Source organism: Polyangium sp. y55x31, assembly GCF_029946505.1.
GTDB lineage: Bacteria > Myxococcota_A > Polyangia > Polyangiales > Polyangiaceae > Polyangium.
In genome coordinates this window covers 32,241-52,173 of record NZ_JARZHG010000048.1, presented here as the reverse complement: position 1 = coordinate 52,173, position 19,933 = coordinate 32,241, and the positions used below count along the sequence as shown (strand labels likewise).

16 protein-coding genes are annotated in these 19,933 nt (G+C 68.9%); 7 read left to right on the top strand and 9 right to left on the bottom strand.

Features of this window, described 5'->3' with window-relative positions; all coding sequences use genetic code 11:
• The first annotated feature begins 70 nt into the window (after positions 1-70).
• From QHF84_RS44500 to QHF84_RS44490, 3 genes are read left to right on the top strand one after another with little or no spacing between them, the layout of a single operon-like run.
• Complete coding sequence (locus tag QHF84_RS44500; RefSeq protein ID WP_281319689.1) at positions 71-664, top strand: cobalamin ABC transporter substrate-binding protein; 594 nt, start codon at positions 71-73, stop codon at positions 662-664.
• Positions 661-1,482 carry a type I methionyl aminopeptidase gene (gene map, locus QHF84_RS44495; protein WP_281319688.1) on the top strand — a complete coding sequence of 274 codons (822 nt, stop codon included), beginning with the start codon at positions 661-663 and terminating at the stop codon, positions 1,480-1,482. The genes QHF84_RS44500 and map overlap by 4 nt, the downstream gene beginning before the upstream one ends.
• A 16-nt stretch (positions 1,483-1,498) precedes the next feature.
• Positions 1,499-3,025, top strand: coding sequence for an FAD-dependent thymidylate synthase (locus QHF84_RS44490; RefSeq protein WP_281319687.1), 1,527 nt, complete (start codon positions 1,499-1,501; stop codon positions 3,023-3,025).
• A 310-nt stretch (positions 3,026-3,335) separates the two neighbouring features.
• On the opposite strand, the gene recN is transcribed toward QHF84_RS44490, so the two are convergent.
• The 4 genes from recN to QHF84_RS44470 are packed head-to-tail and all read right to left on the bottom strand — an operon-like array spanning position 3,336 to position 7,799.
• Complete coding sequence (gene recN / locus QHF84_RS44485) at positions 3,336-5,084, bottom strand: DNA repair protein RecN (protein ID WP_281319686.1); 1,749 nt, start codon at positions 5,082-5,084, stop codon at positions 3,336-3,338.
• A 55-nt stretch (positions 5,085-5,139) separates the two neighbouring features.
• The gene (locus QHF84_RS44480) at positions 5,140-6,594 is read right to left on the bottom strand and encodes a hypothetical protein (protein WP_281319685.1); all 1,455 of its coding nucleotides are present in this window, start codon (positions 6,592-6,594) and stop codon (positions 5,140-5,142) included.
• Positions 6,591-7,424 carry a hypothetical protein gene (locus QHF84_RS44475; RefSeq protein WP_281319684.1) on the bottom strand — a complete coding sequence of 278 codons (834 nt, stop codon included), beginning with the start codon at positions 7,422-7,424 and terminating at the stop codon, positions 6,591-6,593. Before QHF84_RS44475 ends, QHF84_RS44480 begins: the two co-directional genes overlap by 4 nt.
• A gap of 12 nt (positions 7,425-7,436) precedes the next feature.
• Positions 7,437-7,799 carry a DUF1232 domain-containing protein gene (locus QHF84_RS44470; RefSeq protein ID WP_281319683.1) on the bottom strand — a complete coding sequence of 121 codons (363 nt, stop codon included), beginning with the start codon at positions 7,797-7,799 and terminating at the stop codon, positions 7,437-7,439.
• 155 nt (positions 7,800-7,954) lie between these two features.
• Between QHF84_RS44470 and QHF84_RS44465 the strand changes: the two genes are divergently transcribed.
• Positions 7,955-9,175 carry a DUF3829 domain-containing protein gene (locus QHF84_RS44465; protein WP_281319682.1) on the top strand — a complete coding sequence of 407 codons (1,221 nt, stop codon included), beginning with the start codon at positions 7,955-7,957 and terminating at the stop codon, positions 9,173-9,175.
• A 36-nt stretch (positions 9,176-9,211) separates the two neighbouring features.
• Here QHF84_RS44465 and glgA read toward each other — a convergent pair whose 3' ends face one another.
• Together glgA and QHF84_RS44455 are read right to left on the bottom strand one after the other, a co-directional pair.
• Complete coding sequence (gene glgA / locus QHF84_RS44460) at positions 9,212-10,660, bottom strand: glycogen synthase GlgA (RefSeq protein WP_281319681.1); 1,449 nt, start codon at positions 10,658-10,660, stop codon at positions 9,212-9,214.
• 4 nt (positions 10,661-10,664) lie between these two features.
• A complete protein-coding gene (locus tag QHF84_RS44455) occupies positions 10,665-11,501 on the bottom strand; it encodes a shikimate kinase (RefSeq protein ID WP_281319680.1) in 837 nt (278 codons plus the stop codon).
• Between the two features lie 70 nt (positions 11,502-11,571).
• On the opposite strand from QHF84_RS44455, the gene boxC reads away from it, so the two are divergent.
• Positions 11,572-13,266, top strand: coding sequence for a 2,3-epoxybenzoyl-CoA dihydrolase (gene boxC / locus QHF84_RS44450; protein ID WP_281319721.1), 1,695 nt, complete (start codon positions 11,572-11,574; stop codon positions 13,264-13,266).
• On the top strand, positions 13,263-14,702 hold the full coding sequence (gene boxB / locus QHF84_RS44445) for a benzoyl-CoA 2,3-epoxidase subunit BoxB (RefSeq protein ID WP_281319679.1): 1,440 nt from the start codon (positions 13,263-13,265) through the stop codon (positions 14,700-14,702). The genes boxC and boxB overlap by 4 nt, the downstream gene beginning before the upstream one ends.
• A gap of 313 nt (positions 14,703-15,015) precedes the next feature.
• Here boxB and QHF84_RS44440 read toward each other — a convergent pair whose 3' ends face one another.
• Both QHF84_RS44440 and QHF84_RS44435 read right to left on the bottom strand, forming a co-directional pair.
• The gene (locus tag QHF84_RS44440; protein ID WP_281319678.1) at positions 15,016-16,272 is read right to left on the bottom strand and encodes a cyclic nucleotide-binding domain-containing protein; all 1,257 of its coding nucleotides are present in this window, start codon (positions 16,270-16,272) and stop codon (positions 15,016-15,018) included.
• Between the two features lie 48 nt (positions 16,273-16,320).
• Positions 16,321-16,797 (bottom strand): hypothetical protein, encoded by a 477-nt coding sequence (locus QHF84_RS44435; protein WP_281319677.1) that lies wholly within the window; start codon positions 16,795-16,797, stop codon positions 16,321-16,323.
• Positions 16,798-16,915: 118 nt separating this feature from the next.
• Between QHF84_RS44435 and QHF84_RS44430 the strand changes: the two genes are divergently transcribed.
• Positions 16,916-18,685 (top strand): hypothetical protein, encoded by a 1,770-nt coding sequence (locus QHF84_RS44430; RefSeq protein ID WP_281319676.1) that lies wholly within the window; start codon positions 16,916-16,918, stop codon positions 18,683-18,685.
• A 7-nt stretch (positions 18,686-18,692) separates the two neighbouring features.
• Here QHF84_RS44430 and QHF84_RS44425 read toward each other — a convergent pair whose 3' ends face one another.
• On the bottom strand, positions 18,693-19,925 hold the full coding sequence (locus QHF84_RS44425; RefSeq protein ID WP_281319675.1) for a hypothetical protein: 1,233 nt from the start codon (positions 19,923-19,925) through the stop codon (positions 18,693-18,695).
• Positions 19,926-19,933: the final 8 nt, after the last annotated feature.

Genomic DNA, 19,933 nt, shown 5'->3' with positions numbered 1-19,933 from the left:
AAAGGATCCGATCGAGGCAGGAGCCTGCCAGCACTGACAGATCGGAGGGGACGTGCTAGGTCCACGCCCCATGGCGCAGCTCTCGACGCGGACGGCCAGCCGGGCCAGGGCGGTCGCGTTCGGCGCGGCCCTCGGGGGGCTCGTGTCCGGGTGCGGCGCCGCGGGCGTCCAGGGCGACACGAACACGCCCACGCATCCCGCTTGGCTCGGGCACGACCGTGTCCTCTTCGACGATGTCGTCGATGCCGCCGCCCTCGGCCTCGGCGCCGACGTCTCCAGCGCGCAAAAAGACCCGCTGTTGAAAGAGCGGGCACGCGGGTCCGAGATCGTTTCGCGGGTCCGGGTGAGCACGGTGACGGTCGAGTCGCTGGCCGAGGTCCGCACCTATCGCCTCGTTCTGCAGGTCGTCCCGCCGCCGTTCGGCGCGCCGGCCTTCGAGCAGACGGCGTTCGAGCTCGTCATCGGGCCCAAGGCCCCGTCCTACGGGGTCGCGCAGGCTTTCGACATGCGCCTGCGTGGCGCGTCGTTCATCGGCTTCCTCCGTCGCTTCGCAGGCGAGGGGGACGAGCCGAGCAGGCTTCACTGGCACCTGTCGCCGGACACCGCCGAGGTGGCGGCCGCCGTGACGGATGCCCTCGCCCTCGCGGAGCTGTCGGGATCGTGAGCAACGTCGGCATCAAAACGTTGAAGGAAGTGGAAGGGATGCGGGCCGCGTGCCAGATGGCCGCGGAGACGCTGCTCGACGTCGGCGAGATGATCCGCCCGGGAATCACCACGGAGGACATCAACCGTTTCGTCCACGACGACACGGTTCGGCGCGGCGGCTGGCCCGCGCCGCTCAACTACCACGGCTTCCCGAAGAGCGTGTGCACGTCGGTGAACGAGGTCGTCTGCCACGGCATCCCGGGCCCGCGGGTCCTCGAGCCCGGCGACATCATCAACGTCGACGTCACCACGATTTACAACGGGTTTTACGGCGACACGTCGGCGACGTTCTACGTGGGCAAACCCTCGCCCCAGGCCAAGCACGTGACCGAGGTCTCGCGGCGCTCGCTCGAGCTCGCGATCGCGCAGGTGCGCGAGGGCGCGCGGCTCGGGGACATCGGCGCGGCGATCCAGGAGTTCGCCGAGGGCGAGGGTTGCTCGGTCGTGCGCGCGTTCGTGGGCCACGGCATCGGCCGCGTGTTCCACGAGGCGCCGCAGGTCTCGCACGTCGGCAAGCGCGGCACGGGCATGCGCCTGCGCGCCGGGATGTGCTTCACGATCGAACCGATGATCAACCTCGGCCACCACGACGTGGAGGTCCTTGCGGACAAGTGGACGGCCGTCACCGCGGATGGCTCGTTGTCCGCGCAGTTCGAGCACACGCTCGTCGTGACGAAGAACGGCTGCGAGGTGCTCACGCGCCGGAGCCGGAAGCTCGCGAACAGCGAGGTCTTCGGGGACGTGTTTTCGGTCGCCGCCGCGGCCACGACGCGCTAACGGACCCATCGGTCCCATGTCCCTCGACGAAGCTGCGCGCGGCCGGATCGCGCCGTACGTCTCCAGCCTGAACGACGACGTCTTCGCCCTCTCGGGGTTGCCCGAGGAGGTGATCGCGGTCCTTTTCGCCTATTACTCGCGCAGCCGCGATGATTTGCGGACGAACCTCGCGCGCCTGCTCGCAGACCAGGAGCTCGACGTCGAGGAGGGCGTGACGACGCGCCCTTCGTTCGGGCTCGCGACGGAGAAGGCGCGCGCGTTCCACGAAAAGTGGGTCGTCGGCTACGGGCACGCGTCGGTCGCAGAGCACGCGGTCGTGCACCTCGCGATCGAGAACGTGAGCATCGTGGCCTCGAAGGTGATCGAGGACCTCCGGCTCGGCTCGTACACCGAGAAGAGCACGCGGTACGTCGTCTTCGATCGAAACAGTTTCGTCAATCTGCCCGAGCTCGAAGGGTCGCTCGGTGAGACGTACCGCACGAGCGCGGAGCGGCTCTTCACGACATACGTCGATCTCATGGCGCGCGTGATGGACGCGCTGCGCGTGCGCGTGCTGCGGCCGCCGGGCGCGTCGGAGGCAGCGCACGCGGCGGCGATCCGCGCGCATGCCTGCGATCTTCTGCGCGGGCTCTTGCCAGCCGGTACGCGGACGAACCTCGGCCTCACCGCGAACGCGCGCGCGCTCGAAGCGCTGCTCACGAAGATGCTCTCGCATCCGCTCGCGGAGGTCCGGAAGATCGCGACGGCCATGCACGCGGCGGCGCGCACCGTGACGCCGACCCTGGTCAAGTACGCGGCGCGGAGCGAGCATCGGTCCGCGCAGCGCGCCGACGTGGGGGACAAGCTGCGATCGATCTACGATCCCGGCCCCTGGGACGCCGCCGCAACGAACGTGGTCGGGCAGCCGGTGCGCCTGGTGCGTCACGACAAGGACGCGCTCGAGCGGATCGTGCTCGCCCTCGGATACGAGAGCAGCGAGCCGAACGTGCACGCCCGCGGGCTCACGGAGGCAATGCGGCACGCGACGTCGCGCGAGCTCGAAGACATCGTGCGGGCATCGGTGGCGCGCCGTGGCGCATACGATCCCGTGCCGCGTGGGTTCGAGGCGACGACGATGACGTTCGAGCTGATGCTCGACTACGGCGCGTACCGGGATCTGCAGCGGCACCGCATGCTCCTGCCCGCGACGCAGCGGCTGACGTGCCGGCTCGGCTTCGAAACGCCCGCGGAGCTCGCAGAGCTCGAGCTCGATCGGGTCTACACGGACGCGATGGTCGCAGCATGCGACGCGTGGGAGGAGCTCGAAAGCAAACGGCCACTCGAAGCGCAGTACGCGGTGCCACTCGGCTTCCGGATCCGCACGCTCTGGACGCTCAACCTGCGCGAGCTTTTCCACGTGATCGAGCTGCGTTCGGCGCGGCAAGGGCACGCAAGCTACCGGCGCATCGCGCAGGGGCTGTTCCGCGCGGCGATCGCGGTGCATCCGTGGCTCGAAGGTCTCGTTCGCGTAGACCTCGGCGACTACACGCTCTCGCGGGCTTGACCGCCAGCGTAGCGCCGGGGTTTCACCCCGGACCCGAGCAGGGGCTATCCGCCCCTGCACCCGGACCAGCGCAAGCGCTGGACCCGTGGCGACAGCGCGCGATGCGCGCTGTCGACAGGGAAGGCGTTCCCAGCACATACGGCAGCGCTGCTGTCTTGGTTGGCAATGCCGCTCGTGGTCTTGCCACGGGCCGTCCGAGAAACCGCGCATCGCGCGGTTTCTCGGCCCTCGGTCCAGGCCGTGCCTGGTCCGGGGTGCAGGGGGCGGACAGCCCCCTGCTGGGGTGCGGGGCAACGCCCCGCTCCGCGCCTCAGGAAGCGCGGCTCTTCCCGCCGCGCTTCGGGCTCGCGGAAGCCGCCGAGCGCGCCTTCGCCTCGTCCAGCATCTCGGAGGCCGCCTTCAGCGCGCTCGGGCCGACCTTCGCGCCTGCGAGCATGCGCGCCACCTCGGCGACGCGATCCTTGCCCTCGACGCGCTTGACCGTGCTCTTCGTCATGGGCCCGTCGACCTGCTTCGACACCACGAAATGCGCGTCTGCGAAGGCTGCGATCGTGGCGAGGTGCGTGATGCAGAGGACCTGGTGGTGGCGCGCCACGTCTGCGATCGCGCGGCCAATCTTGTCCGCCACCGCGCCGCCGACGCCGGCGTCGACCTCGTCGAACACGTAAAGCCCCGCTGGCCCCGACTCCGCGAGCGTGCGCTTGAGCGCGAGCAGCGCGCGCGAGAGCTCGCCGCCCGAGGCGATCTTGCGCAGCGGGCGCGGCTCGATGCCCTTGTTCGGCGCGATGAGGAACTCCACGCGATCGATGCCGTCGCGGCCGAGGCGCGCGCCGTCGACGACGAGCTCCGATCGGTCGCCCGAGAGTGGCGCGACGTCGACGATCACGCGTGCGCCGCCCATCCCGAGATCGGCGAGCTCCCCGCCGATCGAAGCGCCGAGCTTCTCGCCCGCCTCGCGCCGCTTCTGCGACAGCTGCCGCGCGCGCTCGCCTGCTGCGCGGAGCAGCCGATCGCGCTCGTGCTCCAGCGCTTCGAGCTTCGTCTCCACGTTGCCGAGCCCCTCGAGCTCCGCCGCGATCCGCGACCGCGCCGCGAGCACGTCGTCGATCGTCGGCCCGTGCTGCCGGAGCAGGCCTTCGAGCCGGTACATGCGGTCCTCGATCTCCGAGAGCCGCGACGGGTTTGCCTCGGCGCGCTCGGCGTATCGCTCGACCTCGCGGGCGATCTCGCGAAGCTCGGAGAACAAACCATCGAGCGAGTTCGCCGTTGCTTCGAGGGACGGATCGAGATCCGCGGCGGCGCGCAGATCCTTCGAGAGCTTCGCGAGCTCGTCGCAGATGGCGTGCTCGCCCTGATCGAGCCGTGCGGCGGCGTGCTCGGTCAGCTCGCGGAGCCTCCCTGCGTGGCGCAGCCGCTGGCGATCGGCTGCGAGCTCTTCGAGCTCGCCGGACCGCGGGGACACCGCGTCGATGCCCTGGAGCTGGAAGCCGAGGAACGCCTCGCGTTCGGCGCGGCCGCGCTCGGCTTCGCGCACCTCGCGGATCTCGGCGACGACCTTCTCGAGCTTCTCGACCTCTGCGGCGAGCGCCTCGCGTGCGGTCGAGAGGCGGCCGAATCGATCGAGGTAACCGAGGTGCGTCGAGGGATCGGTGAGCGCGACGCTCTCGTGTTGCGAGGCGACGTCGCAGAGCTCCGACGCGAGCGCTTGCAGCTCGCCCGCGGTGCAGAGACGCCCGTTCAGGTACGCGCGTGATCGGCCGTTTTGCTGCACCACGCGGCGGATGACGAGCTCGCCGCCGGAGGACACGCCGGCTGCGTCGAGCGCCGTTGCGAGCCGCTCGCTGCCTGTCACGTCGAAGAGCGCCTCGACCTCGGCCTCGTCGGCGCCGGGCCGCACTTGCTCGGCGTTGCCGCGGCCGCCGAGCACGAGCGAGAGCGCGCCGACGACGATCGATTTGCCCGCGCCGGTCTCGCCGGTGAGCACGTTGAAGCCTGGCTCGAGGCGCAGCTCGAGCGAATCCATGAGGACGAAGTTCTTGACGCGGAGGGCGACCAGCACGGGGCCGGGAGGATAAAGAACGCCGCGAGAAACGTCGACGCGTTCCGCGCGAAGGTCAGCGGATCGTCACCGACTTGCTCACCGTCACGGGATCGCCCGAGAACGGCGGGACGGAGGCGCTGCGGAACGCGGCGGCGATGCAGCCGCCGGTCGGCGTGCCGGCGAACGGCGGGCCGTTCACCTGCGCCTTCGTGGCGCGGCCGGACGGGGCGAACGTCACGCTCACGCGGGCCGTACCGCTCGGATCCGTGGGCGCCCTGCAGCCTGCGGCCCTGCCGGCGGCGGCGCCGAGCGCGGACGACGCGGCGCCTCTGTTGAACTCGTTCCCACCGCCCGAGGGCGCCTCGGGCGCAGCAGGCTTGTTGTTCGCCGCGGCCATCGCGGCTGCGAGGTCCTGCGCCTTGTTCCCCGACCCCGTATCGGCCGGTTTCGTCTCGGCCTTCTCCGGCGGTTTGTCCCCGCCTGCCGCGGGTTTGTCCCGACCATCCACCTTCGCCGCTGCCTCCGTCGACGAAGCGGCGCGTTTGTCCGCGGGGGCCTCGGTGCCTGCTTTCGCGACCGCGGCCGGATCACTCGGCGCCGGGGTGTTCGTGTTCGGAGCGGGCGCCTGGTTCGTGCTCGCGGGCTGCAACGCGAGCGGTTTGTCGGTCTCGGAGCTCGACGTGGTCGTCGACTCGGTCGCCATTGCGGCCGTCGGATCCTCGGACGGCGTCGACGAGCGTTGCACCGCGAAGAACACGAGACCCGCGAGCGCCGCGACGAGCACGACTCCGATCCCGATCCGCTTGCGATCGAGCTTCCCGCTCGTGGCGGCGACGTCGACGTCCAGATCGATCGCGTCCATCGACGACTTCGTCGCCGGCGCCGGCGGCGCCGTGATGGGCGGCGCGGCCAGGAAGAGCGACCCGCCGCTGTTCGCCGCGTCGGCTTTCCCCGCGGCTTGCTCCGGCTTCGGCGCGGTCGTGAGATCCTTGCCGAGCCCGGACACGCCGAGCGCAGACACGTCGGGCGCCACGAGCGGCGTGAGCGACTGGTTGTTGAAGAGGCTGCTGCTCAGGTTGAACAGGTCCTCGTCGACGATCTTCCGGCTGCGGCTGATCTCGCGCGGATCGGGCCGCGAGCCGCGCTGGGCCGCCTTGTCCGCGGGTTTTTCCGGGGGGGCTTCGGGCTGGGCGTGCTTGGCCTCGTGCCGTTCGACATCGAAGACATCGAAGAACGAGGGTCTGTCGTCGTCGTCCTTCAACGTCGGCGTGCGCTTCGTCGCCGCCGGGGACGGCGTCGCGCTCTTCGTGAGCACGGGCTCCGAGGCGGCTTTCGCGCGCGGCGCCGGCGGCGGAGGCGGGATCTTCGGGTTGTCGGCGCCTGCGAGCGCGGGCGGCGCCACTGTCACGACCTCGGCCGAGACGTCGAGGTCGAAGACGCTCGTCCGCTCGGGGATCGACTTCATCGTCTCTGGCGGGGGCTCCACGTTGCCCGCCGCCGCCTTCGTGTCGTTTTTCTTGTCACTCATCGGGGCAGAACCTCGTGGTCATCGGGTCCGGCCGGGTCTCCCGAGACCCCGGAGATCCAGTGCTTTTCGAGCCAATCGAGCGCGACGTCCGCGCGGCGGATCATCGCGTCGACGGCCATCACCTGCGGATCCGGCGCGCCCAGATCCTTGGCGTAGGCGCGCGCATAGAGGATCCACGTCGAGAGCTCGTAGTGATGCAGGAGCGGCCCGAAACGATGCGTGTCGAAACGCGCGATCCTCTCGGCTGCTTCCTCGACCGAAGGCGCGCGCACGAGCGCGGTGCTCGCGTCGAAGAGCAGCTCGCGCAGATCCTCGAACGCCTTGTCCGGGTCCTGCGACACCTCGTCGAGCATCGCTTCGAATGCCTCTTCCGGCATGCCGGCTTGCTGCGCGGCCTCGGCCATCGCGGGCACCTGCGTCTCGAGGAACGCGGCGTCCGGCGCGTGGCCGAGCAAGCGGCCGACGAGGTAGAGATCGAACGCGCTCGCGATCGCCTCACCGAGCAGCAGCGCCTCGGGGCTCTGGCTCGCCGTCGTGCCGAGCGCGTCGAGCGCGCGGCGCGTGACGTGATGCCAGCCCGCGTGCATCACCACGTCGGCGGGGATCGCGTCGCCGTCGAGGACGTCGCCGGGCTGGTCGGGCGACCAGAACGTGAGGTTCAAGAAGAGCGCGCGATCCCAGCGTGCTTCCGGCGTGCCGGGTTTCGGCACGAGGAAGGTGACGTGATCACGCACGAGCGCGCGCTTCAGCTCGGTGTAGAGACCGATGTGTCGAAAGGATCGCTCGTCCTCGATGCGGAGTTGATCGAGCGTGTAACGTTGGAGTCGCACGGGAACCCGCGTTCAGGCTACGCGGACATCGGTCCCGGATCGAGGCCCACGCACGTCCGTTACGATTTCTGATCCCGGCTCGTGGTACCGGGCGAGCTGCCGGTGGAGGATCAGCCGGAAGAGGAGCACCACGCCCGCGTCGTCGATCCAGGTGATGAAAGGCACGGCGTCGGGCACGAGATCGAGCGGCCACACGCAATAAACGACCGAAAGGACGATGAGCGCCTTCGCCCAGAGCGCAGCTTCCCGGTCGCGGAGCAGCCGCCAAGCCGCTGGCGCATCCCGGAGAAGCGGCACGAGCGCGAGCCCGCGAGCCTTTCCGGAGACCTTCTTGCCTTCGAGCTTCTGCGGGCGCGCGTCGGTGGTCTTTTTCACGACGGCCAACATGATTCCGCTGCGCGCGGCCGCAAGGGGCGGGGCAGGATCGCTGCGGCGCCGCGCTTGAAACTCCGTGCTGGTCGGGCATGATGCCGGTCCGGCCTCGCCCGGCCTTTGCCGGCGCAGGGCATCTTCTGAGGAGGCATGTCTTCATGATCCGGCTGCGGTCTTTTCTTCCGTTCGTGCTCGCGCTCGCTCCCCTGGTCGTAGGCTGCAAGAAGGACGAGCCGCCCGCGCCTGCGCCGGAGGCGAAGCCGTCGACGGCGGCGCTGCCGAGCGGGAAGGGCAAGCTGCCGCTGCGAACCCCGATCGCGCCCGTCCCGAAGTTCGACCCGCAGGCGATGAAGGACTACCGCCTCGAGGTTTGTTACTTCGGTACGCTCACCTTGCGTCAGGCGCGTGACGCCTACTTCACGAGCCTCGGCAAGGACGAACCGAGCGAGAAGAAGATCCCGAGCTTCGGCATCCCCGGCGCGGCCATGCCGCCGGCCCCGCCCACGCTCGTGCCGCCGAAGCCCGGCGCCTCCGCGGCGCCGTCGGCCGGCCCCGCGCCGTCGGCCGGCCCCGGCCCCTCCGGTGCGCCGAACGTGCTTGGCGCTCGCAAGATGGCCGACATGGGCATGCGCGCGCCGCACGAGCGCAACGCGCGGGCTTGCACCGTCGCCGCCGGTCTGAAGGAGCCGCCGATGCCCGACGTCGACGCGGCGCTCGCGACGTTCGCCCCGTTCTCCCTGGAGCTCAGCCGCAACATCGCCGCGGCCAGCGTGTACTACCAGCGCGAGGAGTACACGAAGGACAAGTTCGAGCGCGGCAAGGAGCTGCACAAGAAGCTCGTCGCCGACTTCAACAAGCTCGACGAGAACGCCGACAAGCTCGGCGCTGCGATCGCCGCGTGGCGCAAGGATCACCCGGTCGACACGGCGAAGCTCGACGAGGGCGAACGCCTCGTGCTCACGGCTTACGAAAAGGCGCGCGGGCTCGTCCTGTCGGTGCTCGCGAAGAAGATCGACGCGGCGGCCTACAAGGAGGGCGTCGCGGCGTTCGCGAAGGACATCGAGGCCATCAAGACGTTCGGCACGAACAACCCGAACGATCCGTGGGCGAAGATCACGGTCCCGCCGCTGAGCGCGTTCCAGAAGGCAGCGGAGGAGGCCCAGGCGAAGATCAGCGACAAGGGGATCGAGCCGGAAGCGTTCCTCTCGCTGGTCAACGGGTTCACGTCGGTCATCGAGGCGAAGCACCGCGCGCTCTCGCGCTCGCTCACCGCGAAGGGCCAGGTCGTCGAGCCGAAGGCGGGTTTGCCGACGCGGCAGATCCCGACGCCGGGGCAGCAGGTCGAGCACCCCGACGATCACGCAGGTCACGCGCATTGAGGCGCGTGCAGCGCGGGGCGGGCTCTCGGGCCCGCCTCAGCGCTCGCCGCGATGCCTCGAAATCGCGAGCCGATACATCGCCTCGTACTGGCGGCTCGCGTAATCCCAACCAAACGGCTTTTTCATCGACCGCCGCTGCATCGAGCGGAAATGCTCGGGGTGCTCGCGGTAGATCCACGCCGCTTCGAGCACCGTGTCCGCGAGCGCCGAGGGCGAGAGGTCGAGGAACTTGAAGCCCGTCGCCATGTGCTCGACCGTGTCGTCGAGCCCGCCCACCGCGCGTACGACGGGCAGCGTGCCGTATCGCTGGCTGTAGAGCTGGTTCAGCCCGCAAGGCTCGTACCGCGAAGGCATCACGAACAGATCCGAGCCCGCCTCGATGCGGTGCGCGAGCGCGTCGTTCATGCCGATGTACGCGCGGAACCGATCGGTCGAGTGGCTGAGCCGCGTGAAGAGATCCTCCGCCCAGCCCTCGCCCGATCCGAGCACCACGACCTGCACGTCGTGGTTCAGCAGCGTGCCGAGCGCGCCTGCGAAGATGTCGATCCCCTTCTGGTGCACGAGCCGGCTGATGAGGCCGATGATCGGTACGTCCGGACGAACCGGGAGCCCCATCTCGCGCTGCAGCTCCGCCTTGCAGAAGGCCTTTCCTTGCAGATCGTCGGCGTCGAAATGCGCGGCGAGGTGCCGATCCGTCGCGGGGTTCCAGATCTCGTCGTCGATCCCGTTCAGGATGCCGATCACGTCGCCGCCGCGCTCGCGCAAGGCGCCTTCGAGCCCGTGTCCTCCCTCGGCGGTCTGGATCTCCTGCGCGTACCGCGGCGACACCGTCGAGAGCATCGTCGAGAAGTAGATGCCGCCTTTCAGCAGGTTCAGCCGGTCGTAAGACTCGAGCGCGCGATGGTGGAAGACGTCCCAGCCGAGGCCGGTCACGGGCAGCTCGCGTTTGTCGAACCAGCCCTGGTAGCCCATGTTGTGGATCGTCATGACCGACGCGGCGCCGCCGAGCGGGGTGCGTGCGTCGAGCGTCTTCATGTAGACCGGCACGAGGCACGTCGGCCAGTCGTGCACGTGCACGACGTCGGGGATGAACCCGAGCGCGAGCGAGAGCCGGAGCGCGCCGCGCGAGAGGAACGTGAAGCGCGCGAGGTTGTCGCGGTAATCCCCGTTCGAATCGTTGTAGATGCCGCTGCGATCGTAGAGCTCGTCATGCTCGAGCAGGTAGACGCGCGACGTGCTCTCGCCGAGCCGAGCCTCCCACACAGCGCCCCACGCCTCGCCGCCGCCCACGGGCACGCCGAGCGAGATGGGCAGCCGTTTGGCCGGATGTTTCTTCGCCACGCGGTAGCGCGGCATCACGGTGCGGACGTCGTGTCCGCGCGCCGCGAGCGCGATGGGGAGCGCGCCGGCCACGTCTGCCAGGCCTCCCGTCTTGGCGAAAGGGACGCACTCGGAGACGACGTTGAGGATGCGGAGGCGGGGCATGCGTTCAACCGACGGGCGGTGACGGCAGCCTACCACGGCTCGACGCGTTGACGATCTTCACGAGCCTGTCGATCGAGCGTTCGAGTCCGAGCGCCGAGGTGTCGATGATGTGGGCCGCGCGCTCGTAGAGGGCCCTTCGCGCGCGCAGGATCGCGCGGAGCTCCTCCATCGCAGCCGGCCGGCTCGCCATGGGCCTCGCGTCGCCCTGATCGATCACGCGCTGAAAGTGGTCTTCCGGGCGCGCGCGCAGCCACACGGTCACGGCCTCGCGGCAGAGCAGCTCGAACGTCTCGTGATCGGTCACGAGGCTGCCGCTCGTCGCGACGATCCCGCGATCGCCGCGCGCCACGAGCCGCTCGAGCTCCTCTCGTTCGAGCCTGCGGAAGTACGCGGTCCCGTGCATCTCGAAGATCTCGGTCAGGCTCATGCCTGCGCGCGTTACGACGAGACTGTCGAGTTCCACGAAAGGCAAACCGAGCCGGGCGGCTGCGCGGGTCCCGAGCGTGGTTTTTCCTGCCCCACGCAGGCCGAGCAGCGCCACGAGCGGGCCCTTCTCCGTGGTGCGTGGTGCTTCCGCAGGAGCGCTCGCCAGCAGCGCCGAGGCGGTCGTATCGAGCGCGCGCGCGATCGCGTCGAGACGAACCACGGACACGTTCGCCTTGCCGCCCTCGACGAGCACCAGAAAGCGCTCGCTCACGCCCGACGCGGCCCCGAGATCCCGCAGCGTCAAACCCGCCGCGCGCCGCCGCTCGCGCACCCGCTCGCCGAGCGTCCGCAAGAGCAGCGAGCCCGCGCCTTCGGCTTCGTCTGCGCCTCCGTCGGGCTTCTTTCGAGCCGCCACGTCATGCAATATATTTCATGAAGAAGACTCCAGCAAGCAGTATATTGCTTGACACCCTCCCGCCCCGGTGATGGAGTTTTCGGCGATGGGCATCGAGAGTGAAAGCAGCGGGGCCAAGGCGCCCGCCATCCGTTTCGAGACACATCCGAGCCGGTACAAGCACTGGAAGCTCTCGCTCGAGGGCTCGATCGCACGGCTCGTGATGGATGTGGTCGAGGAGGCGCCGATGCGCCCCGGCTACACGCTCAAGCTGAACAGCTACGACCTCGGCGTGGACATCGAGCTCGCGGACGCGGTGGAGCGGCTGCGCTTCGAGCACCCCGAGGTGAAGGTCGTGATCGTCACGAGCGGCCAGCCGCGCATCTTCTGCGCCGGCGCGAACATCTACATGCTCGGCTCGTCGACGCACGCCTTCAAGGTCAACTTCTGCAAGTACACGAACGAGACGCGCCTCTCGCTCGAAGAAGCGTGTACCGAGAGCGACCAGCACTACGTGGCCGCGCTGAACGGCGTGGCCTCGGGCGGCGGTTACGAGCTCGCGCTCGCGTGCGAGAAGATCTTGCTCTGCGATGACGGATCGAGCGCGGTCTCGTTCCCGGAGACGCCGCTGCTCGCCGTGCTCCCGGGCACGGGCGGGCTCACGCGCCTCGTGGACAAACGCAAAGTGCGCCGCGATCTCGCCGACGTGTTCAGCACGCTCGCCGAGGGCGTGCGCGGCAAGCGCGCCGAGGAGTGGCGGCTCGTCGATCGTTCGATCCCGAAGAGCCGCTTCGATCAGGGGGTGATCGAGGAGGCGAACGCGATCGCCGGGCGCACGAAGGACAAGCAGGGCCCGGGCATCACGCTCGCCCCGCTCGAGGTGAAGCGCTCCGAGGACGGCAGCAAGTCGAAGGCCGAATACAAGTACGTCACGCTCGTCGTCGACAGCGCCACACGCGTCGCCGAGCTCGAGGTGCGCGCGCCCGAGGGCGCGCCGGAGACCACGGTGGAGGCGCTGCACAAGAGCGGCTCCGACGTGTGGGCGCTCCGCGTGTTCCGCGAGATCGACGATGCCCTGCTCGATCTGCGCTTCAACCACCCGGAGGCCGGCCTCGTCCTCCTCCGGACGAAGGGTGATCCCGAGGCCGTGCGCGCCGCGGATCGCGCGCTCCACGCCCTGCGCGACGACTGGTTCGCCCGGGAGATCCTGCTCAAGATGCGCCGCGTCCTGAAGCGGCTGGATCTCACGGCGCGCAGCGTGTTCTCGCTCGTCGAGCCCGGCTCGTGCTTCGCGGGAAGCCTCTTCGAGCTGGCCCTCGCCGGCGATCGGACCTACATGCTCGACGGCGGCGACGAGCCGCCCGTGATCGGTCTTTCGCCGCTGAACTTCGGTCCGTTCCCCATGCCGAACGGCCTCACGCGCCTCGAGACGCGGTTCCTCCACGATCCTTCGGCCGTGAAACGTCTGGAAGGACAAACGTCCTTGGTGGACGCGGAGAGCGCGAGAAAACTCGGGCTCGTGACGTTCACGCCCGACGAGATGGACTGGGACGACGAGGTGCGGATCGCGGTCGAGGAGCGCGCGAGCCTGTCGCCCGACGCGCTGACCGGCATGGAGGCCTCGCTGCGCTTCGCCGGGCCCGAGACGCTGGAGACGAAGATCTTCGGGCGGCTCTCGGCCTGGCAAAACTGGATCTTCCAGCGCCCGAATGCGGTCGGCGAGCGGGGCGCGCTCACCATGTACGGCCGGCCCGAGCGACCCGAATTCGACTGGAGGCGAACGTGAGCTCTGTCGTCAATTCCGAGCGTATCCCGAACAACGTCGATCTCGCGTCCGACAAGAAGCTTCAGCGGGCGCTCGAAGCCTGGCAGCCCAGGTTCATCGACTGGTGGAAGGAGATGGGTCCCGAGGGCTTCCAGGAGGACCAGATCTATCTCCGCACCGCCGTGAGCGTCGATCACGAGGGCTGGGCCCACTTCGACTACGTGAAGATGCCCGAGTACCGCTGGGGCATCTTCCTCACGGACCCCGTGGCCGATCGGAAGATCGGCTTCGGCGATCACATGGGCGAGCCCGTCTGGCAGAGCGTGCCCGGCGAGTTCCGCAACGTGCTGCGCCGGCTCGTCGTGACGCAAGGAGACACCGAGCCCGCGAGCGTCGAGCAGCAGAGGCTGCTCGGCCAGACATGTCCGAGCCTCTACGATCTGCGCAACCTGTTCCAGGTGAACGTGGAGGAGGGCCGGCACCTCTGGGCGATGGTGTACCTGCTCCACAGCTACTTCGGCCGCGACGGCCGCGAGGAGGCGGAAGCACTGCTCGAGCGTCGCAGCGGCAACCCCGACAAACCGCGCATCCTCGGGGCGTTCAACGAGCCGTGTCAGAACTGGCTTTCGTTCTTCATGTTCACGTACTTCACGGATCGCGACGGGAAGTACCAGCTCCTCGCGCTCGCCGAGAGCGGCTTCGACCCGCTGGCGCGCACGACGCGGTTCATGCTGACCGAGGAGGCGCACCACATGTTCGTCGGCGAGACGGGCATCCTGCGCATCGTGCAGCGCACCGCAGAGCTGATGAAGAAGAACAAGAACGAGGACGCGCGCGCCGAGGGCGGGATCGATCTGCCGACGATGCAGAAGTATTTGAACTTCTGGTACTCGGTGTCCCTCGATCTGTTCGGCGGCGAGATCTCGTCGAACGCAGCAAACTTCTTCGCATCGAGCCTGAAGGGGCGCGCGAAGGAGGAGAGCTACGAGGATCATCGCGCCGTCGAAGGCATCTACGCGATGGACGTGCCCATGACCGGAGGACCTGGCGTCGTGACAGGCTTCCGTCGCGAGGAGGTGCCGCTGCGCAACGCGATGAACGAGGTGCTACGCGACGAGTACGTCGAAGACGCGCAGCGCGGGGTCGACAAGTGGAACCGCGCACTCGCCGAGGCAGGGATCTCGTTCAAACTCACCCTGCCGAGCCGCCGCTTCCACCGCCGCACGGGCATCTACGGCGGGCTCTACTTCGACGTGGACGGCAACGTGCTCACGAAGGAAGAGTGGGACCGTCGTCGCGACGAGTGGCTGCCGAGCGAGGCAGACGAGGCGTACGTGAAGAGCCTCATGACAGCGCCAATCTTCGACCCGAAGCAGATGGCGAACTGGATCGCGCCGCCGAAGCACGGCATCAAAGGGCGCCCAGTCGACTTCGAGTACGTCAAGCGCACGGCTTGAGCGTTGCGCCGGGGTTTCACCCCGGACCCGAGCAGGGGCTGTCCGCCCCTGCACCCGGACCAGCGCAAGCGCTGGACTCGTGTTCGATGAACTGCGCGATGCGCAGTTCATCGAGCCAGCCAAGACAGCAGCGGTGACGTTTCAACCGCCAACGTGTCGCTGCGTGCGACGACCTTTACGGTCTTGCCACCGGCCTGTGGGAAGAACTGCGCATCGCGCAGTTCTTCCCCCTGAGGTCCAGGGCTTGCCCTGGTTCGGGTCGAGGGGCGAACAGCCCCCGCGGGGCCCGGGGCAGAGCCCCGGCGCGGCGCTTCTACGACGTATAGGGCGTGACGCCCTGCGCTTCGAAGAGCTCGGCGCGGGCTTCGGAGAGCTCGGTGTTCACTGTGCGCAGACGCTGCGAGAGGCCTTGCACGAAGCTCCAGAGTAGCTTCACGGCGAGGACTGGCTCGCGACGCATGACGTTCATCATGTCCGTTCGCGTGATGACCATCGTGCGTACGGGCTCGAGGGCTCGGACTGTGGCTGAGCGCCTCGAGTCGTCGACGAGGCCCATCTCGCCGAAATAGCCGCCTGCTGTGATCGACGTGATGGCGACGTTGTCCTTCTCGACGGCCACGTGACCCCGCAGCATCACGTAGAGGTCCTCGCCGGGCTCGCCTTCGGTCACGATGGCTGCGCCCGAGGGGTAGGTCCTGACCTCCGAGATTGCCAGGATCTCGGCTTGCTCGCGGTAGGTGAGGTGCATGAAGAGCGGGATGCTGCGCAGCGCCTCGTGCTTCGTCAGCGCTTCGGGCTCCTCCACTGTCGCGCCCTGGAACGACAGCACGATTGCTGTGATGTTGTCCCGGCCGCCTCGCTCGTTTGCGAGGTCGACGAGCTGCTCGGCGAGGTCGTCCGGTACGCTTGCGAAGAGTGTGGGGACCTCCTCGTCCTCGATGTAGCCGTAGAGGCCGTCGCTGCAGATCAGGAAGAGATCGCCGGGCATCAGCTCCACGAGCAGCGTGTCGACCTGGACTGACTCCTGCGTCCCCACGGCTCGTGTGAGCACGCTGCGAAGGGCGCTCGTCTTTGCTTGCTCCTTCGTCATCGTCCCGTTTTTGATCGAGGCTGCGACGATCGTGTGATCTTCGGTGAGCCGGTTCGCGACGCCTTGGCGCACGAGGTAGGCGCGGCTGTCGCCCACGTGCCCGACCACGGCGCGATCGCCTGCGACGGCGAAGAGCACCATCGTCGTGCCCATGCCCCGCAGTTTCGGGTCGTTCTCGGCCATGCTCCAGAGATCTGCGCAGGCGGCTTGAATGGCCGCTGCGACGAGCTCCTGTGCGGCGATGCGGTTCTCCTGCGAGGGGTTTTCTGCAAAACGCGTCAGGACCAGGGCTCGATCGGCCACGTAGGCCCGCGCGACGTCGACGGCGCGGCGTGAGGCCACGTCGCCGGCTGCCTGACCGCCCATGCCGTCGGCCACGATGTACAGGCCGAGGTCGGGGTCCACGAGGTGACTGTCCTCGTTGCGCTTTCGCTTGCGACCGACGTGCGTCGCGGCCTGCGACGTGACCGTGAGGGGCATGCCCCTCATCCTAGTCGAGGGTCTGTCCGCTGCGGAAGGCGCTACGCGTCAAACCGCGGGTGCGCGCCGCTGGAACGGGAGAAACCCGATCGCGAGCGCGAGCCCGAAAACCACGTGTTCGAGGATTGCCGGGCCCACGGGTGCGCTCTCTGCGAGCGCGCGGAGGCCTGCTGTGGGCAACACCGCGCGGTACATGACGAACCAGACGATCACGCCGTATGCTGCGCCGAACACGAGCGTGCGGAACACGTTTGCGCCGTAGACGAGCAGGCCGAACAGCGCGCCCCACGCAATCGACACGGCGAAATGCAGGAGGATGCCGAGCACCACGGCGCCTGCGTCGAATCCGGGCGCGAATGCGCGATCGGCGAGGAACGGAGCCGAGGCTCCCTTGAACACGACCCACGGATCGCCGCCGCGCGCGACCGTCGAGAGCAGCCCGTACAGGCTCACGACGATCCCGCCGAAGATGCCTGCGATCACGCCGCCCGAGAGCGCGATGATCGACCTCTGTCTCCCGCTCACCGCCATGGAGGTCCCGTGGAGCCGGGCGCTTGCATGTCAACCGCGGGAATCTTGTCGCAATCGGGCGGGCGCGGCGCCTCGTGCTTGACGCCGCCCGGTGGCTCCCGATCATCCCTTCATGAAAATCACAGTTCGGCGCGATATCGCGCTCTTCTTGGCCTTGGCCTCGGCCGCCGCGCTCGGCGCAGCCGGGGTGTCGTGCTCCTCGAGTGGTGGCGGTGGCTCGTCTGCGACCCAGGGAACGGGCGGAGCTGGGGCCTCCGGATCGGGCGGCTCGGCTGGCACGGCTGGCGCGGGCGGGGAGGGAGGCGAGTTCATCGGCAGTGGCCCCAATCCGAATGGGCCTTTCACCGATTTCCCTGCCGGCCCACAAATCGACATGGGCGTGCCGGCGCAGACGCCCGAGCTCTTCCAGGGCATGCCCGCGCAGCCGATGGGCGGCCCTTGTGTCGCGGAGCCGCCGATGGAGGCGCTCGTCCCGACGAACTGGACGCCGCTGCGATTCGAATGGATCGCGCCGGCCGGGCAGAACGTTTACGAGCTTCGGCTGAAGGTCGACAACCAGGTGAACGAGCTCGTGGTTTACACGACGGCCACCTCGTACACGATTCCCGAGGACATCTGGTCCGGGCTCGCGGGGCACAGCGCCGGCCGGGACATCCAGGTGTCCGTGCGGAGCGCGCAGATCGACGGGGGACAGCTCGTCGCCGGGCCGTTCGTCGGGACCGAGGGCGTGGTGCACGTGGCGCCCGTCGCGGCGCCGGGATCGATCGTTTACTGGACGACGGGCGCGCCGGGCTCGGGCAAGACCGCATTGAAGGGTTTTTCCATCGGCGACACCGAGGTGACGACGGTGCTCTCGCCCGAGATCACGGGCGGGGATACGACGTGCGTGGCTTGCCATGCCTCGTCGCCGGACGGCGCGCTCTCGTTTTTCACGCGTGACGCGACGAGCGGGACGCGGACCGTCTCGGCGCGAAAGGTGGACGGGACGGCGGGTTTGCCCACGGAGATGCAGGTCTCGGCCGTGGCGCTCGGGCTGCTCGGGCGGAACAAGCAAACGGCGCCGACGCTCTCCGGGGCCCATTACACGGCGCAGGACGCCGTCGCCGTCACGGTGATGTTCGATCCCGCGCTCACGGGGACCAAGTACGAGCTCGCCTGGACCGACCTTCACGCGCAGGATCCCGCGACTGGCTGGGGTATCTTGCCGCGCGTGGGGGACGGGCGCGCGGTGGTCGCGTCGCCGACGTGGTGGCACGATGGGACGACGATCGCTTACACGACCGCGCCCGCCGGCGGCGAGGGCGTCATCACGGGGATCTCGGACGCCGATACGACGATGGACATCTACACGGTGCCCTTCAACAATCGGCAAGGCGGCAATGCGACGCCGCTGCCCGGCGCGAGTGATCCGGCGTTCGTGGAGTTTTACCCGGTCGTATCGCCGGACGACACGCTGCTCGCGTTCAATCGGTTTGCGCCGTACAAGCTGCCGAACGGGGCGTGGGCGGATTCGTACGACGAGCCGATGGCCGAGGTGTTCGTGGTCCCGGCGAAAGGCGGCGAGGCGGTGCGCGTGGCGGGCAACGATCCGCCGGCCTGCGTGGGCAAGGCGAGCCCGGGCCTCACGAACTCGTGGCCGCGCTGGGCTCCGAGCGCCGAGGTATTCCAGGGCAAGAAGTATTACTGGCTGACGTTCAGCTCGAAGCGGCGCGATCTGAACAATCCGCAGCTCTTCGTGAGTGGCGTCGTCACCCACGTGCAGGCGGACGGATCCGAGGTGATCGAAAAGACGTACCCCGCGCTTTACGTGACGTCGCAGGTCCCGGAGGAGAACAACCACACGCCGGCGTGGGACGTGTTCCAGATCGAGCCGCCGCAATGACCGGCTGCTAAGGCCCGCCCGCCGCTTCGAGCTCGCCTTCCGCCTCCTTCACGTTCTTCGTGAACTCCTTGATGTGGCGGTCCCGCTCCTCGCTCTGCCATTCCGCATCGGAAAACACGCTCTCCGGATAGGCCTTCGTCGTGTAGAAAGGCCCGTCGCGCCCCGCGACGAGCTCGCGGTCGGGGTAGGTGTCTTCCTTGAGAAGGTACGCCTCCACGTCGCGCAGCACGAACGGCGATTTCGCTCGCTCGTCGAGGACGAGTTTGCCGAAAATGCACATTTTTGCCTCCTGCGCGCCCGCGCCGAGCGGATCGTTGTGCTCGAGGTAGCCGAATCCGTCCCCCTCGGCGTCGTCCACGCGGCCCACGACCACGTACCGGCCCGGTTTGTCCACCGCGAGGCGCAGGTACAAGCAGAGCGAGCCGTCCTCGATCACCTCGCGCACGTCGCCCGTGAAGCGGGCCGGCGGCGCGGGCGTGTAGACGAGGTTGAATTGCGCCCCGCCCTCCTCGCCTTCGATGCGCAGATCGAGGTTCACCGCGATCGGGCCGTGATACCCGCCGAATCCCTCCTTCGCCGGGGCGAAGAGCGCGGTGATCGCGGTTCCGCCCGCGCCTTCGTCGGCGAACGCGACGCGGGCCGGGGGCATCGTGTTCGCCTGCGGCATCGTCTCCGGCACGCGGGCTTCGGCGCGCAGGACCTCGCAACGCGCCGGGCCGTCGCTCGTCGTGCACGAGACCCGGAGGCGCGCGGCCTCGTCGCCCACGAGATACAGGCGATCCTGCTCCAGCGTCACGCGGGCGTCCGTGAGCTTGTGATCCGGGCGCGCGAGCGGCAGCGTGTTCTTCGCGACGGAATGGGCCTTCTGGAGATCGGGTTTTTCCGAGAGCGGGCGCGCGCCGGGCGGGTAACGTGTCGCCTGCATGTACCCTTCGAGCGTGTGCCGCGCTCGCTCCAGGCGTTTTTCGGCGATTTCACGCGCGCTCGCCGCGCCTTCGCCCGCGTTTGTCGTGTCCACCCAGCGCGGCTTCGGTCCGTTTTGGTCGCGAGACGGCGCGGCCCCGGCGGATCGCGCGGGGGCCGCGGCGAAGAGCTCCTCTTCGGAGGGCGCGCGCCGCGGCGAGAGGCGGTCGCGTTGCCAGAAGAGCAGGAGGCCCGCGGCGAGGACGGCCGCCCCGAGCGCGAGGCGCCGTCGCCCCGGCCGCGGGGAGGCCGTTTTTCCTGCCAAGCGTTTCGACACGCGCCGTG

Excerpts from the sequence above, each read along its gene's own strand:
- QHF84_RS44500 (WP_281319689.1), top strand. The coding sequence starts at position 71 with ATGGCGCAGCTCTCGACGCGGACGGCCAGCCGGGCCAGGGCGGTCGCG.
- QHF84_RS44490 (WP_281319687.1), top strand. The coding sequence starts at position 1,499 with ATGTCCCTCGACGAAGCTGCGCGCGGCCGGATCGCGCCGTACGTCTCC.
- QHF84_RS44480 (WP_281319685.1), bottom strand. The coding sequence starts at position 6,594 with ATGAGTGACAAGAAAAACGACACGAAGGCGGCGGCGGGCAACGTGGAG.
- QHF84_RS44465 (WP_281319682.1), top strand. The coding sequence starts at position 7,955 with ATGATCCGGCTGCGGTCTTTTCTTCCGTTCGTGCTCGCGCTCGCTCCC.
- glgA (WP_281319681.1), bottom strand. The coding sequence starts at position 10,660 with ATGCCCCGCCTCCGCATCCTCAACGTCGTCTCCGAGTGCGTCCCTTTC.
- boxC (WP_281319721.1), top strand. The coding sequence starts at position 11,572 with ATGGAGTTTTCGGCGATGGGCATCGAGAGTGAAAGCAGCGGGGCCAAG.
- QHF84_RS44440 (WP_281319678.1), bottom strand. The coding sequence starts at position 16,272 with ATGCCCCTCACGGTCACGTCGCAGGCCGCGACGCACGTCGGTCGCAAG.
- QHF84_RS44430 (WP_281319676.1), top strand. The coding sequence starts at position 16,916 with ATGAAAATCACAGTTCGGCGCGATATCGCGCTCTTCTTGGCCTTGGCC.